Origin of the sequence: Massilia sp. CT11-108 (genome assembly GCF_047302915.1) — a bacterium.
In the GTDB taxonomy this organism is placed as follows: Bacteria; Pseudomonadota; Gammaproteobacteria; order Burkholderiales; family Burkholderiaceae_D; genus Telluria; species Telluria orientalis.
Window position 1 is genome coordinate 1 of the sequence record NZ_JBKYMO010000104.1, and the last position, 14,166, is coordinate 14,166.

General features: G+C 66.8%; 13 protein-coding genes. 8 read left to right on the top strand and 5 right to left on the bottom strand.

Annotated elements, in window-relative coordinates; translation table 11 throughout:
• Together ACEN88_RS11095 and ACEN88_RS11100 are read right to left on the bottom strand one after the other, a co-directional pair.
• Positions 1-802: HAMP domain-containing protein (locus ACEN88_RS11095; RefSeq protein WP_413339575.1), on the bottom strand; the 802-nt coding region annotated here is incomplete at its 3' end.
• Positions 783-1,487 carry a response regulator transcription factor gene (locus ACEN88_RS11100; RefSeq protein WP_413339577.1) on the bottom strand — a complete coding sequence of 235 codons (705 nt, stop codon included), beginning with the start codon at positions 1,485-1,487 and terminating at the stop codon, positions 783-785. The genes ACEN88_RS11095 and ACEN88_RS11100, both read right to left, overlap by 20 nt.
• Before the next feature lie 351 nt (positions 1,488-1,838).
• On the opposite strand from ACEN88_RS11100, the gene ACEN88_RS11105 reads away from it, so the two are divergent.
• The 4 genes from ACEN88_RS11105 to ACEN88_RS11120 are packed head-to-tail and all read left to right on the top strand — an operon-like array spanning position 1,839 to position 6,731.
• Positions 1,839-3,119, top strand: a complete 1,281-nt coding sequence (locus ACEN88_RS11105; RefSeq protein WP_413339579.1) for a carbohydrate porin — start codon at positions 1,839-1,841, stop codon at positions 3,117-3,119.
• Positions 3,120-3,129: 10 nt separating this feature from the next.
• The gene (locus ACEN88_RS11110) at positions 3,130-4,857 is read left to right on the top strand and encodes an ABC transporter permease (protein ID WP_413339581.1); all 1,728 of its coding nucleotides are present in this window, start codon (positions 3,130-3,132) and stop codon (positions 4,855-4,857) included.
• A gap of 13 nt (positions 4,858-4,870) precedes the next feature.
• Positions 4,871-6,181, top strand: a complete 1,311-nt coding sequence (locus ACEN88_RS11115) for a nitrate/sulfonate/bicarbonate ABC transporter ATP-binding protein (protein WP_413339583.1) — start codon at positions 4,871-4,873, stop codon at positions 6,179-6,181.
• A 1-nt stretch (position 6,182) separates the two neighbouring features.
• Positions 6,183-6,731: a DUF4337 domain-containing protein gene (locus ACEN88_RS11120; RefSeq protein ID WP_413339585.1), complete on the top strand. Its 549-nt coding sequence runs from the start codon at positions 6,183-6,185 to the stop codon at positions 6,729-6,731.
• Positions 6,732-6,836: 105 nt separating this feature from the next.
• Here ACEN88_RS11120 and rph read toward each other — a convergent pair whose 3' ends face one another.
• From rph to ACEN88_RS11135, 3 genes are read right to left on the bottom strand one after another with little or no spacing between them, the layout of a single operon-like run.
• A complete protein-coding gene (gene rph / locus ACEN88_RS11125) occupies positions 6,837-7,571 on the bottom strand; it encodes a ribonuclease PH (RefSeq protein WP_413339587.1) in 735 nt (244 codons plus the stop codon).
• 29 nt (positions 7,572-7,600) lie between these two features.
• Positions 7,601-8,530 carry a PP2C family protein-serine/threonine phosphatase gene (locus ACEN88_RS11130; protein ID WP_413339588.1) on the bottom strand — a complete coding sequence of 310 codons (930 nt, stop codon included), beginning with the start codon at positions 8,528-8,530 and terminating at the stop codon, positions 7,601-7,603.
• A 9-nt stretch (positions 8,531-8,539) separates the two neighbouring features.
• The gene (locus tag ACEN88_RS11135) at positions 8,540-9,526 is read right to left on the bottom strand and encodes a serine/threonine protein kinase (RefSeq protein ID WP_413339590.1); all 987 of its coding nucleotides are present in this window, start codon (positions 9,524-9,526) and stop codon (positions 8,540-8,542) included.
• Between the two features lie 173 nt (positions 9,527-9,699).
• Here ACEN88_RS11135 and ACEN88_RS11140 point away from each other — a divergent pair, with 173 nt between their 5' ends.
• From ACEN88_RS11140 to ACEN88_RS11155, 4 genes are all read left to right on the top strand, one after another.
• Positions 9,700-10,587, top strand: coding sequence for a YicC/YloC family endoribonuclease (locus ACEN88_RS11140; RefSeq protein ID WP_413339592.1), 888 nt, complete (start codon positions 9,700-9,702; stop codon positions 10,585-10,587).
• A gap of 75 nt (positions 10,588-10,662) precedes the next feature.
• Positions 10,663-11,298, top strand: coding sequence for a guanylate kinase (gene gmk, locus ACEN88_RS11145; protein WP_413339594.1), 636 nt, complete (start codon positions 10,663-10,665; stop codon positions 11,296-11,298).
• A 138-nt stretch (positions 11,299-11,436) separates the two neighbouring features.
• Positions 11,437-11,640 (top strand): DNA-directed RNA polymerase subunit omega, encoded by a 204-nt coding sequence (gene rpoZ / locus ACEN88_RS11150; RefSeq protein WP_056443456.1) that lies wholly within the window; start codon positions 11,437-11,439, stop codon positions 11,638-11,640.
• Between the two features lie 133 nt (positions 11,641-11,773).
• Positions 11,774-14,020 (top strand): RelA/SpoT family protein, encoded by a 2,247-nt coding sequence (locus tag ACEN88_RS11155; protein WP_413339596.1) that lies wholly within the window; start codon positions 11,774-11,776, stop codon positions 14,018-14,020.
• Positions 14,021-14,166 lie beyond the last annotated feature (146 nt).

Here is a 14,166-nt window from a genome sequence, read left to right on the forward strand (position 1 = left end):
GCAGCGCGCGGTCGAGCCGCGAGCGCACGCGCGACAGCGGCGTGCGCAGGTCGTGCGCGATCGAATTCGATACGTGACGCACGCCTTCCATCAGCGCTTCGATGCGGTCGAGCATGCGGTTGATGTCGTCGGCCAGGCGCGCGAATTCGTCGTTGCCCATCACGACGATGCGGCTGGACAGCTCGCCCGCCGCGATGCGCGCCGTCGTGCGGCGGATGCGGCCGATGCGCGCTTCCAGGCGCGAGCGGAAGATCTGGGCGCCGAAGAACGCGAGCAGGATCGACACGGCGCCGCTGACGAGCAGCGCGCGCTCGACGACGCTGCGGATGGCGTCGAGTTCGATCAGGTCGCGGCCGACGACGAGCCGGCTGCCGTCGTCCAGCCGCGTCGCGATCACGCGCACGGAGACGGGCGTACCGCTCCGTTCCATCTGCCCGAACGCCAGCTCGCCGGCCGCCGGCAGCTCGCCGGACCAGCGCCCCAGGTTGCCGGCCAGGAGGCGGCCCTTCATGTCGACGAGGCCGACCACCTCGGTGTCGGTGTCGATCAGGTCGTGCAGCTGGGCGTCGATTTCGCGTACGAGACCGGCGCGGCCGTCGCGGACCCACGCATCGGCCAGGTGCGTTTCCACGGCCATGATCTTGTTGTCGATCGAGTGCTCGAACACGCCCACCGTGCCGAAATAGACGATGGCGGACAGGGTCGCCATCGATGCGGCCAGCAGCAGGCCGTAGCCGACCGCCAGCCGGAACGCGATCGAGCCGCGCAGGCCGAACCGGCTGCTAGCGGGCGGACGGGCCATAGGTCGGCGCGGCGCTCAGCACATAGCCGGCACCGCGCACCGTGTGGATCAGGGGGGGGCTGAAATCCTTGTCGATCTTGCTGCGCAGGCGGCTGATCTGCACGTCGATGACGTTCGTCTGCGGATCGAAGTGGTATTCCCACACGCCTTCCAGCAGCATCGTGCGGGTGACGATCTGGCCCTCGTGGCGCATGAGGTATTCGAGCAGGCGGAATTCGCGCGGCTGCAGCGTGATCGTCGTGCCCTGGCGCGTGACGCGCATCGTGCGCACGTCGAGCTGCAAATCGGCCACCTGCAGCACGGTGGCTTCGCGCGACCAGCTGTTGCGGCGGCTGAGGTTTTCCACGCGCGCCAGCAGTTCCGACATGACGAACGGCTTGGTCAGATAGTCGTCGCTGCCCGCGCGCAGGCCGCGCACGCGCTCGTCGACGCTGTTCAGCGCGGACAGGATCAGCACCGGCGTGCCGTCGCCGCGCGCGCGCATCTGTTCGAGGATGCCCAGGCCGTCGACCTGGCCGGGCAGCATCCGGTCGAGGACGACGACGTCCCAGCGCGTCTCCTGCAGGCGGCGGTTGCCCGCTTCGCCATTCGTTTCCGCCTGCACGGCATAGCCGGCCGCGCGCAACCCGCTACAGAGGTAGTCGCGGGTTTCGGTATCGTCTTCGATCACGAGGCAGTTCGGCATGATTCGGCTCTTGGTGTTAAGTGGACTATAGCGCTGCGGTGCAGTATAGGCGAGTGACGGGACCTAAAAATTACGATCAGGTAATGTCGACACGTAGTGGCACATTACCAGATCGTAATGCCGTATTGATGCGCTGCAACGTAAAATCCGACCGTTTTCATTTCATGGAGTCCCTTTCATGGGCACTTGTTCGAGTGGCAGTTGTTGCCGGCTGAATGCCGGTCCCGCCCCGGCAAGATAACGCAGGTCCTCCTCCTGCCGTCATCTCGCCCCAGGGGGGATGATGGTATCCACGACACACGAATCACCAAGCGCGAATGAAAGGTATGCCGTTCACCGACGGAGATACCGATGTTTCGTTGTTCCCTGTTTTACCTTGCTGCAGGCTTGACGCTCGCGGCGCCAATCGCCCGTGCCGACGAGGCCTGGAATGCGCACGTCCAGGCCACGTACGTGTGGCAGGCCAAGCCCGCCTTCGACGCCGCCTACACCGGCCCCGCCAGCCTTGCCCCGTGGCGCGAGACGGGCTATTCGTTCAGCGCCACCGCTGCCTTCGGCGTCCGTCCGTGGACGGGTGCTGAGCTCTACGTCGATCCGGAAGTCGTGCAGGGCAAGGCGATGTCCGGCCTGCACGGCCTGGGCGGCATGACCAATGGCGAAGAGCAGAAGACGAGCGGCACGAGTCCGACCTTCTATCGCGCCCGGCTGTTCCTGCGCGAGACGTGGAACCTGAGCGGAGATTCCCAACCCGTCGACTCCGACATGAACCAGCTCGCGGGCAGCGTGGCGAGCCTCCGCGTCGTGCTCACGGCCGGCAACCTGGCCGCATCCGACATCTTCGACGCCAACAGCCAGGCGCACGACGCGCGCAGCCAGTTCCTCGACTGGGCCCTCGTCGCGCACGGCGCCTGGGATTTCGCGGCCGACGCGCGCGGCTACACGTGGGGCGCGGCACTGGAATACTACGATGGCGACTGGGCCGTGCGCGCGGGCCGCTTCATGCTGCCCGCCGAATCGAACGGCCTGCCGCTCGACACGCGCATCTTCAAGCACTACGGCGACCAGGTCGAGGTGGAACACCATCATGCGTGGTTCGGCCAGCCGGGCACCGTGCGCGTGCTGGCCTTCCGCGACCGCGCCCGCATGGGATCGTTCCGCGACGCGCTGGCGGCAGCCGCGCCGCCGGATGTCGGCACCGTACGCCGCGAGCGCAGCAAGACGGGCTTCGGCCTGAGCCTGGACCAGGCAGTGGCCGGGCGTGCCGCCATGTTCGCGCGCGCCAGCCGCAACGACGGGCAATCGGAAACGTATGCGTTCGCCGAGATCGAACGGTCATTGTCCGTGGGCGCCACGCTGCAGGTCCGCGGCGCCGATACGCTGGGCATCGCCGCCGTGCGCAACGGCCTCTCGCAGGCGCACCGCGACTACCTGGCGGCCGGCGGCATCGGCGCCTTCATCGGCGGCGGCCGGCTGGACTACCACCCCGAGCAGATCGCGGAAACGTATTACAAGATCGGCCTGGGCCGGTACGCCGCCCTGTCGCTGGACTGGCAGCACATCGCCAACCCGGCCTACAACGGCGCGCGCGGTCCGGTGAACGTGGCCGGCGTGCGGCTGCACGGGCAATACTGAGGAGACGATCATGTTCGAACTGTTCACCCCGGGCCGCACCGGCCGCTCGTTCCTCACGACCACCCCGAACCGCTGGGACTGGGCGCTGCTGCCGCTCGTCCTCGTCGTGCTGGCGCTGGCCGCGTACGGCGCGATGCAGATGGCGCGCCCGTTCGTGCTGGGCCAGCCGACGCCGATCTCGCTCGATCCGGCGGTCCTCCCGTACTACCTGCTGCGCACGATCCTGCGCATGTTCAGCGCGTTGGGTGCCGCGCTGCTGTTCACGTTCGTGTTCGCCGTCGTCGCCACGCGCTGGAAGAGCGCGGAAAAGATCATGGTGCCGCTGCTGGACGTGCTGCAGTCGGTGCCGATCCTGGGCTTCCAGGCCATCGCCATCGCGCCGTTCATCGCCCTCTTCCCCGGCAACCTGCTGGGCGTGGAATGCGCCGCCGTGTTCGCGATCTTCACGTCGCAGGCGTGGAACATGGCGTTCAGCCTGTACCAGTCGATGAAGACGATCCCGCCCGAACTGGCGGAAGCGGCGCGCGTGTTCCGGCTGTCGCCGTGGCAGCGTTTCTGGCGCCTGGAACTGCCGTACGCGCTGCCCGCGCTGCTGTGGAACATGATGATGTCGATGTCCGGCGGCTGGTTCTTCCTCGTCGCCGCGGAGGCGATCTCGGTGGCGGGCCAGGACATCAAGCTGCCCGGCATCGGCGCCTACATCGCCGTCGCCATCGAACAGAAGAACGGCGGCGCCATCGCGTGGGCCATCGCCGCCATGTTCGCCGGCATCCTGCTGTACGACCAGCTGTTCTTCCGTCCCCTGCTGGCGTGGGCCGACAAATTCCGCTTCGAGGAATCGCAGGGAGAATATGCGCAGCAATCGTGGGTGCTGGACTGGGGCCGCCGCAGCGTGTGGATCCGCGCCCTCACCGACCGCATGTGGGCGGCGCTCGCACGCACGCTCGGCTGGTTCGGCACGCCGGAACCCGTCGACGCGGCGCCGCGCGTTTCCCGCTTCGCGCTGTCCGCGCGCGCGATCGACGGCATCGTCCTCGCGCTCGCGCTGCTGGGCGCATGGCGCTTCATCCTGTTCATCCACGCGCAGGTCGGATGGGGCGAGGCGCTGCGCGTCGTGGGCCTCGGCTGCATCACGCTCGCGCGGGTGATGCTGCTGATCGGCCTCGCATCGCTCGTGTGGGTGCCGGTCGCCGTGTGGATCGGGCTGCGTCCCCGCTACGCCCAGGCCGTGCAGGCGCTCGCGCAATTCCTCGCCGCGTTCCCCGTGAACCTGATGTTTCCGATCGTCGTGTACGCGCTCGTGCACCTGCGCCTGAATCCGAACATCTGGCTCAGTCCATTGATGGTGTTCGGCACCCAGTGGTACATCCTGTTCAACGTCGTCGCGGGCGCGTCCACGCTGCCGAACGAGTTGCGGCTCGCGGCCGACAACCTGGGACTCACCGGCTGGCTGAAATGGAAGCGCGTGTACCTGCCGGCCGTGTTCCCGAGCTTCGTCACGGGCGCGATCACCGCCAGCGGCGGCTCGTGGAACGCGAGCATCGTGGCGGAATACGTCACGTGGGGCAAGACGTCGCTCGTGGCCGATGGCCTGGGCAGCTACATCAAGCAGATGACGGACGCCGGCGACTTCCACCGCATCGCCCTCGGCATCGGGGTGATGTGCGTATTCGTCATGGTATTGAACCGCTTCTTCTGGCGCCGGCTGTACCTGCTGGCCGAAGACCGCAGCCGCTGAAAGGGACTACAAGATGACCGACAAACTGATCGAACTGCAGGCCGTGCAAAAGGCCTTCCGCAGCGCCGACGGCGCCCCGCGCACCGTGCTCGAAGGCGTCGACTTCACGCTGGCGGACGGCGAGATCGTCGCGCTGCTGGGCAAATCCGGCTCCGGCAAATCGACGTTGCTGCGCATCGTCGCGGGCCTCGTGCCGGCCGACGCGGGCAAGGTCGAATACCGCGGACGTCCCATCCGCGGGCCGCTGTCCGGCGTCGCGATGGTCTTTCAATCGTTCGCGCTGTTCCCCTGGCTGACGGTGCAGCAGAACGTGGAGCTGGGGCTCGAAGCGCAGGGTGTCGCGCCCGCCGCGCGGCGCGAGCGGGCGGACGCGATGCTCGACCTGATCGGCCTCTCCGGCTTCGGCAGCGCGCTGCCGCGCGAGCTGTCGGGCGGCATGCGCCAGCGCGTGGGCATCGCGCGCGCGCTCGTCACGCACCCGGACGTGCTGCTGATGGACGAAGCCTTTTCGGCCCTCGACGTGCTGACGGGCGAGACGCTGCGGGGCGACATCCTCGACCTGTGGGACGGCAAACGGATCCCCACGCGCGGCATCCTGATCGTGTCGCACAACATCGAGGAAGCCGTCATGATGGCGGACCGCATCATCATCCTGTCGAGCGATCCGGGCCGCGTGCGCCACGAGATCCGCATCGACCTGCCGCGCCCGCGCAATGCGGACGCGCCGGAAGTGCGCGCGCTCGTCGACGAGGTCTATGGCCTGATGACGATGCGTCCCGCCGCCGCGCCCGCGACGGCGCGCCCGGCCACCATCGACTACCGCCTGCCGGACACGGACGTGGGCCGCATGGAGAGCGTGCTGGACCTGCTCGCGGGCGCCCCGTACGACGGCCGCGCCGACCTGCCGCAGCTGTCGGAAGACACTGGGCTGCCGGACGAGGAACTGTTCCCGACCTACGAGGCATTGAACCTGCTGGGCCTCGCGCACGTCGAGCGCGGCGACATCGCGCTGACCGGCCTGGGCCTGCGCTATGCCCCGGCCGACCAGGCGCTGCGCCAGACGCTGTTCGGCCAGCAGCTGTTGAAGAACGTGCCGCTGGCCGCGCGCATCCGGCGCCAGCTGGAGGACGAGCCGGGCGGCGCGCTGCCGGAAGATCCGTTCATCGACCTGCTGGAAGACACGCTGGAAGCGGACCAGGCTAGGCGCATGCTGGAAGTGGCGATCGAGTGGGGCCGTTACGGCGAGCTCTACGAATACGACTATCATACAAGGCAACTGCGCGGCCGGCTGAAACTGCCGGGTACCGGCAACGCGAAGGAGTGACATGGAAACCGACACCCTCGACCGCAAGGTCGCGCTGACCGTGGCGCTGCTGGCGTCCTTCATGGGCGTCTGCAAGGTCAAGGACGACAACATCGTGCAGGCGATGCAGCAGGCACAGGCCGACAAGATCGACCACTGGGCCTTCTACCAGGCCCGCAACCTGCGCCAGGAACAGGCGCATACGACCCTGCTCCAGGTGCGCCTGGCCGCTGCCGGCCGCCCGTCCGGCGAGCAGGCTGGCTACACGGCCGCGATCGCGGATCTGGAAAAGCTGGAACACGACCAGGCGCAAAAGAAGAACGAGGTGCTGGCGCAGGCCAAGCAGGACCAGGACACGTACGATGCGCTGAACTACCGCGACGACCAGTTCGACCTGTCCGACGCGGCGCTGGCGCTGGCCCTGTCGCTGCTGGCCGTCACGACGCTGACGCGCCAGCGCTGGCTGTATCTCGCGGCGCTGGTGCCGACGGCGATCGGCGTGTTCTATGGCGTGGCCGGGCTGGCGGGGTTGCCGTTTCACCCGGGCTGGCTGACCGGGCTATTGTCGTAAGCCTCGTACCGTAATACGTCATCCCCGCGAAGGCGGGGATCCAGGTTTGCCCGCGTCGCGGTAACGCATGCAAAATTGGCCCCCCGCCTCCGCGGGGGCGACGGGTCACGCAGCCAGGCCGAGCGCCTGCTTCTGCAGGCCCACCAACTCGCGAATCCCCTGCTCCGCGAGGTCGAGCAGGCGGTTCATCCCCGCCCGGTCGAAGGCCTCGCCCTCGGCCGTGCCCTGCACCTCGACGAAGTGCCCGGCCTCCGTCATCACGACGTTCATGTCGGTGTCGCAGCCCGAATCCTCGATGTAGTCCAGGTCCAGCACGGGCACGCCGCCCACGACGCCCACCGAGATCGCGGCGACGAAATGCTTGACCGGCACGGCCGGGACCAGGCCCGCCGTCACGAGCTTCGAGAACGCGTCATGGGCCGCCACCATCGCGCCCGTGATCGACGCGGTGCGCGTGCCGCCGTCGGCCTGGATCACGTCGCAATCCAGGTGCAGCGTGCGTTCGCCGAACGCTTCCAGGTCGAACGCGGCGCGCAGCGAGCGGCCGATCAGGCGCTGGATTTCCTGCGTGCGGCCGGACTGCTTGCCGCGCGCCGCCTCGCGGTCCATGCGCGTGTGCGTGGAGCGCGGCAGCATGCCGTATTCCGCGGTCAGCCAGCCCTGCCCCTTGCCCTTCAGGAAGCCCGGCACTTTTTCCTCGATGCTGGCGGTGCAGATCACCTTCGTGTCGCCGCATTCGATCAACACGGAACCTTCGGCGTGCTTCGTGTACTGGCGGGTGATGCGGATGGCGCGCAGCTGGTCGACGGCACGGCCGCTCGGGCGGAGGGTTTGGGTCATGGATGTCCTTCGTGGTTGGTTATTTCAATTTATTTCAATATTTGCGACGACTTCTCGATGGCATCGCGGATCTCGGCGATGGCCTTCTCGATGTCGTCCTCGTCGAACGGGTCGTCCGGTGCCGGCGCCGCGGCAGGAGCATCGATGCGGCTCGTGACTTCGCCGTCGGGCACCGTCTGCGTCGAGACGACGCTCGGATCACCCGCGGCGGCCGGCGTCCCTGCGCCCTGCCACTGGATGGCGAGGGCCGTCGTGTTGTCGCCGCGGCTGCCGGCGATGGCGGTGGCCATCGCGATCATCGCCGGCACGGCCTGCGTGATCGGCTGCGCGGACAGGCGGTGCGCGATCTCGGTGTCGGGCAGCATGGACCACAGGCCGTCGGAGCACAGCAGCAGGACGTCGCCCGGTTCCAGGCTGGCCGCGCGCGACAGCTCGACCTTCGGCGGCGTCGACGCGCCCAGGCAGTTGTACAGCTTGTTGCGGTCCGGGTGCGTGGCGCGCTCGCTCGCATCGGCCTGCCCTTTCGCGATCAGGTACTCGATGTGCGAATGGTCGCGCGTGCGCCCGAGGACCTGGCCGCGGCGCAGCCAGTACAGGCGCGAATCGCCGCAATGGGCCCAGACGGCGCTATTGTGCTGCACGAGGCAGGCGACGATCGTTGTGCGCGGGCTGTCCGGCATCGCTTTCTCGCGCGTGTAGCGCAGGATGTCCTCGTGGGCCTGCTCCAGGGCCTCCTGCAGGAAGCGCTCGGGCTTGCGCACGTACGGCGTCGCCTGCGCCTTGAAGCGCGTGGCGATGCTTTGCAGGGCGATCGTGGCCGCGACCTCGCCCCGCAGATGGCCGCCCATGCCGTCCGCCAGCACGAGCAGCAGCGCGTCGCGCGTGTACAGGTAGCCCATGCGGTCCTGGTTGAGTTTGCGGCCGCCGATGTGGCTTTGCTGGTAGACGGAAAATTGCATGGCTTATCCTCAGGCGCGTCCGCGGCCGAAGCCGATGCGTTCGACGAGGCCGCGCCAGCCGGAAGCCGGCGCCGCATCTTCGGTCTCGGGCGGCAGCGCCGCCGGCGTCGCAGGAAGACCCGCCTGCAGCACCTTCTGCACGGCGAACACGCTCTGCGGCCGCGCCAGCGGATCGAGGGCGAGGCACGCCTTCACCATCGCCACGAGGCCCGGCGTGTACGTTCCTTCGAGCTTCGCGATCTGTTCGCCCACCGTATCGGCCGCGCGGCGCTGGTCGGCCGGCTGCGGCGGCGCGCCCGCCATGCACGCGAACATGGCGGCGCCGATGCTGTAGATGTCCGTCCACGGCCCGAGCGCGCTGCCCTTCGCATACAACTCGGGCGCCGCGAAGCCGGGCGTGTACATGGGCGCCAGCGTGGGCGCGTCCGTGTGGATGGTCTGGCGCGCGGCGCCGAAGTCGAGCAGCATGGGCGAGCCGTCCGTGCGCAGGTAGATGTTGGCCGGCTTGAGATCGAGGTGCAGCAGCTTGTTCGCGTGGACGTCGCGCAGGCCGGCGCAGACGCCGTTGAAGACCTGGCGGATGAACGGTTCGCCGGCGCGACTGCCTTTCGCGACCAGGCGCGCGGCCACTTCCTGCAGCGAGTGGCCCGATTCGTAGGCCATCACCATATAGACCGTGTCATTGGCGCGGAAAAAATTTAACACCCGCACGACATTCGGATGAATGATGCGCGCCAGCGCCCGCCCCTCTTCGAAGAAGCATTTCAAGCCGATGCGGAACACGGGCAGGTTGGCCTTCGCGATCACGGGCGCCAGCTCGCCCGGCGCCCGCAGCGCCAAGGCGCTGGGCAGGTATTCCTTGATCGCCACGGCGTTGCCGTCGCCATCATATGCAAGATAAACAATACTGAACCCGCCGGACGCAATTTTCTTTACAATGCGATATCCGCCAATTTCCAGCCCATCGGGCAGGGGAGCATTATTCTGGGCAGCCATTTGGGAAAGTATTCCTTGCTAAACACGGCGATTGTGTGGATAAATCACCGCTTTGTAAAGAATAAGGGAATCTCGCAAAACCACAGCGCGCGGCGCCACCCGCACCGCGCTGCGGCCGGACAAGCGGCTTTGCGAATTCCCGGAAATCGGGGACTCCATTGAGCATTTCTAGCATGACAGGTTATGCGGTCGCCACAAGCGAAGGCGCTGCCGGCACCCTGACGATCGAGATCAAGAGCGTCAACTCGCGCTTTCTCGACCTCCAGTTCCGCATCAACGACGAGCTGCGCGCGCTGGAACCGGACCTGCGCTCCGCCATCATGGCGGCCATCACGCGCGGCAAGGTCGAGGTGCGGCTGTCGTTCGGCCGCAAGGCCACGACCGGCTCCCAGGCCCTGAACCAGACGCTGCTGGCCGACCTCGCGCGGCTGCAGACCGAGGTCACGCGCCACTTCGTGTCCGCCCCGCTGATGACGGTCGCGGAACTGCTGCGCTGGCCGGGCGTGATCGAAGAAGCGCAGATCGGCCAGGAATCGCTGCAGGCCGACGTCGCCGCCCTCGCCGCGAAGACGATCGCCGCCTTCGTCGACAGCCGCAAGCGCGAAGGCGCGGCGCTGGAAGCGATGCTGATCTCGCGCATCGAGGCGATGGAAGCCATCGTCAAGCGCATTACCCCGCTGATCCCGCAGGTCATCGCCCAGTTCCAGCAAAAGGCCATCGAGCGCATGCAGGACGCGCTGGGCCTGGCCGGCCACGGCAACCCGCAAGTGCTCACGCGCCAGGAAGTCTTCGAACGGATCCGCCAGGAAGTCACTTTGTACGGCATCCGCATCGACGTGTCGGAAGAATTGTCGCGCCTGACGGCCCACCTGAACGAGACCCGCCACATCCTCAAGAAGGGCGGCCAGGTCGGCAAGCGGCTCGACTTCATGATGCAGGAACTGAACCGCGAAGCGAATACGCTGGGCGCCAAGGCTTCCGTCAAGGAGCTGGCCGATGCGTCGATGGAGCTCAAGCTGCTCATCGAGCAGATGCGAGAGCAAGTACAAAATCTGGAATAATCGTCAAGCCTGCGGCTTGGCATGGTGGGCACGGGGTGCCCACGCGAACTTATCACACGTAATAAAGGAACCACCATGCTCACCAACGCTTTCTCCGGCAGCCTGTTCGTCGTCGCCGCCCCGTCCGGCGCCGGCAAGTCGACCCTGGTCAATGCGCTGCTGGCGCTGGAACCGGGCATCAAGCTGTCGATCTCGACGACGACGCGCCCGCCGCGTCCGGGCGAAGAGGACGGCCGCGAATACCACTTCACCACCGCCGAGGATTTCGTCGCCCGCGCCGACCGCGGCGAATTCCTGGAATGGGCCGAGGTGCATGGCAATTACTACGGCACGAGCCGCCTGACCGTGGAACAGGAAATGAAGACGGGCACGGACATCCTGCTGGAAATCGACTGGCAGGGCGCGCGCCAGGTGAAGAAGCAGTTCCCGGACGCGGCCGGCATCTTCATCCTGCCGCCGTCGATCGCGGCACTGGAAGAGCGCCTGCACAAGCGCGGCACGGACGAGCCGCACATCATCACGCGACGCCTGCTGGCCGCGGGCGGCGAGATCGCTCACGCTCCCGAGTTCGAGTATGCTATCATCAACGAAGAGTTCAACGTCGCCCTGTCCGAGCTGCAGGCGATTGTCAAAGCGACACGTTCGCGCTTCGCCCAACAGGCCGCCCGCAACGCCTCGCTCTTTGCCCAGTTGGGAATCCATTCTTCTTGATGTTCGGGGTCAGAGCCCGGTTTTCGCGCTTGGGCTCTGACCCCGACTGACTAGACAGAACATTCGCATATTGCCTGCCGCATCGAAGTCGCTTTGAACAGCCCGACCGAATAGTTATCTGATCCCTAGGAGCACCATATGGCCCGCATCACCATCGAAGATTGCCTGAAAAACATCCCGAACCGTTTCCAGCTGACCCTGGCCGCGACCTATCGCGCCCGCCAGCTGCTGCAAGGCCACACCCCGAAAGTCGAAGCCAAGGACAAGCCGACCGTCGTCGCGCTGCGTGAAATCGCTGCCGGCAAAGTCGGCCTGGAAATGCTGAAAAAAGTCCCGATGTAAGTCGGGCGGTGCCTGAGCTTACATACGCTCTTGGGGTCAGAGCCCGAATTTATCGGGTGGGCTCTGACCTCAACTGATCCCAGCCCGTGATTCTGTTATGCTGTTTCCATACTGCGGCTGATTGTCATTACGTATGAGTTTATCCTCACCGGACTCCCTCCACTCGGGCACCAACAACAAGGCGAGCCGGCCCGGCCGGCCCGCCAACAAACCGCAGGAAGCCGAACCGGCGTCCGCTCCCGGCGTCGCGTCGATCACGCACCTGGCCGGCAAGCTGGCCGAATACCTCACCCCCGTCGAACTCAAGCGCGTCAAGGAAGCCTACCGCTTCTCGGACGAGATGCACCTCGGCCAGGTCCGCAAGTCGGGCGAGCCGTACATCTCGCACCCGATCGCCGTGGCCGAGATCTGCGCCGACTGGAAGCTGGACGCCCAGGCGATCATGGCCGCGCTGCTGCACGACGTGATCGAGGACCAGGACGTCAAGAAAGAGGAACTGCTGGAGCGCTTCGGCCCGCAGGTCGCCGACCTCGTCGACGGCCTGTCGAAGCTGGAAAAGATCGAGTTCCAGAGCGTCGTCGAAGCGCAGGCGGAAAACTTCCGCAAGATGCTGCTGGCGATGGCGTCGGACGTGCGCGTCATCCTGATCAAGCTCGCCGACCGCCTGCACAATATGCGGACGCTGGGCGTGATGGCGCCGGCCAAGAAACGCCGCATCGCGGGCGAGACGATGGAAGTCTACGTCCCGATCGCGCACCGCCTCGGCCTGAACGACATCTACCGCGAACTGCAGGACCTGTCGTTCTCGCACCTGTACCCGCTGCGCTACCGCACGCTGTCGAAGGCGATCAAGGCCGCGCGCGGCAACCGCCGCGAAGTGGTCAGGAAGATTCTCGACGCCGTCAAGAACCAGCTGTCCGCCGCCGGCCTGCCGGCCGAAGTCTACGGCCGCGAAAAGACCCTGTACGGCATCTATAAAAAGATGCGCAGCAAGCACCTGTCGTTCTCGCAGGTGCTGGACGTGTACGGCTTCCGCGTCGTCGTCGACACGGTCCCGAACTGCTACGTGGCGCTCGGCGCCCTGCACGCGCTGTACAAGCCCATGCCCGGCAAGTTCAAGGACTACATCGCGATCCGCAAGATCAACGGCTACCAGTCGCTGCATACCACCCTGATCGGCCCGTACGGCACCCCGGTCGAATTCCAGATCCGCACCCAGGAAATGCACCGCACGGCGGAATCCGGCGTGGCCGCGCACTGGCTGTACAAGACGGGCGACCAGAACATGACCGACCTGCAGCAGCGCACCCACGCGTGGCTGCAGTCGCTGCTCGACATCCAGCAGCAGACGGGCGACTCCGCCGAATTCCTCGAGCACGTGAAGGTCGACCTGTTCCCGGACTCCGTCTACGTGTTCACGCCCAAGTCGAAGATCATCGCCCTGCCGCGCGGCGCGACGCCGCTGGACTTCGCCTACAGCATCCACACCGGCATCGGCGACCACACCGTGGGCGTGAAGATCAACCACGAACCCGCATCGCTGCGCACGGAACTGCACAACGGCGACATCGTCGAGATCGAGACCGATCCCGACTCGCGCCCCAGCCCGACGTGGCTGAGCTTTGTCCGCACGGGCAAGGCGCGTTCGGCGATCCGCCATCACCTGCGCACCATCAACCTGAACGAATCCGTCGAACTGGGCCAGGAACTGCTGGGCCAGGCGCTAGGCCAGCTGGGCATCAAGACCGAACTTCTGCCTTCGATGATCGAACGCCTGCTGGCGGAATCGTCGGCCAAGTCGATGGACGAGGTCTACGCCGACATCGGCATCGGCAAGCGCATGCCCGCACTCGTGGCGCGCCACATCGTGAGCCTGCTGGGCGGCGATGTCGCGTCCGTCCCCGCGCAGCCGAGCCACGGCGCCGAGCTGGATCCGGTGACGATCTACGGCAGCGAAGGCGTGTCCGTGCAGCTGGCACCGTGCTGCCAGCCGATCCCGGGCGACCACATCATCGGCCAGCTGCGCCGCGACCAGGGCCTCGTCGTGCACACGGCCGACTGCTCGCAGGCGAACCGCCTGCGCCTGAAGGAACCGGACCGCTGGATTCCGGTCCAGTGGGGCAGCGAACTGAACCGCCGTTTCGACTGCCGCATCCGCCTGCTGATCAACAACGAAAAGGGCATCCTGGCCCGCGTCGCCGCCGAGATCGGCGAGTCCGACGCCAACATCACGTATGTCGGCATGGACGAGGACGACGAGCACATGCTGACCCAGCTGCGCTTCACGATCCAGGTCAAGGATCGCGTGCACCTGGCGCACCTGATCCGCAACCTGCGCCGCGTGGCCGGCGTCAACCGCGTGGAGCGCGAGCGGGCGTAATTCCCATACGCGTTACGCCGGCAGCGTACAGCGGAACCCGACGTACGCCCGCTCCGCCTGCGGCCGCTCGTCGACGACGGTAAAGATCCCCGCCCCTTCCTCGGACGACCAGCTGCCGCCGCGCGCCAGTGCCCTGCCCCACCAGC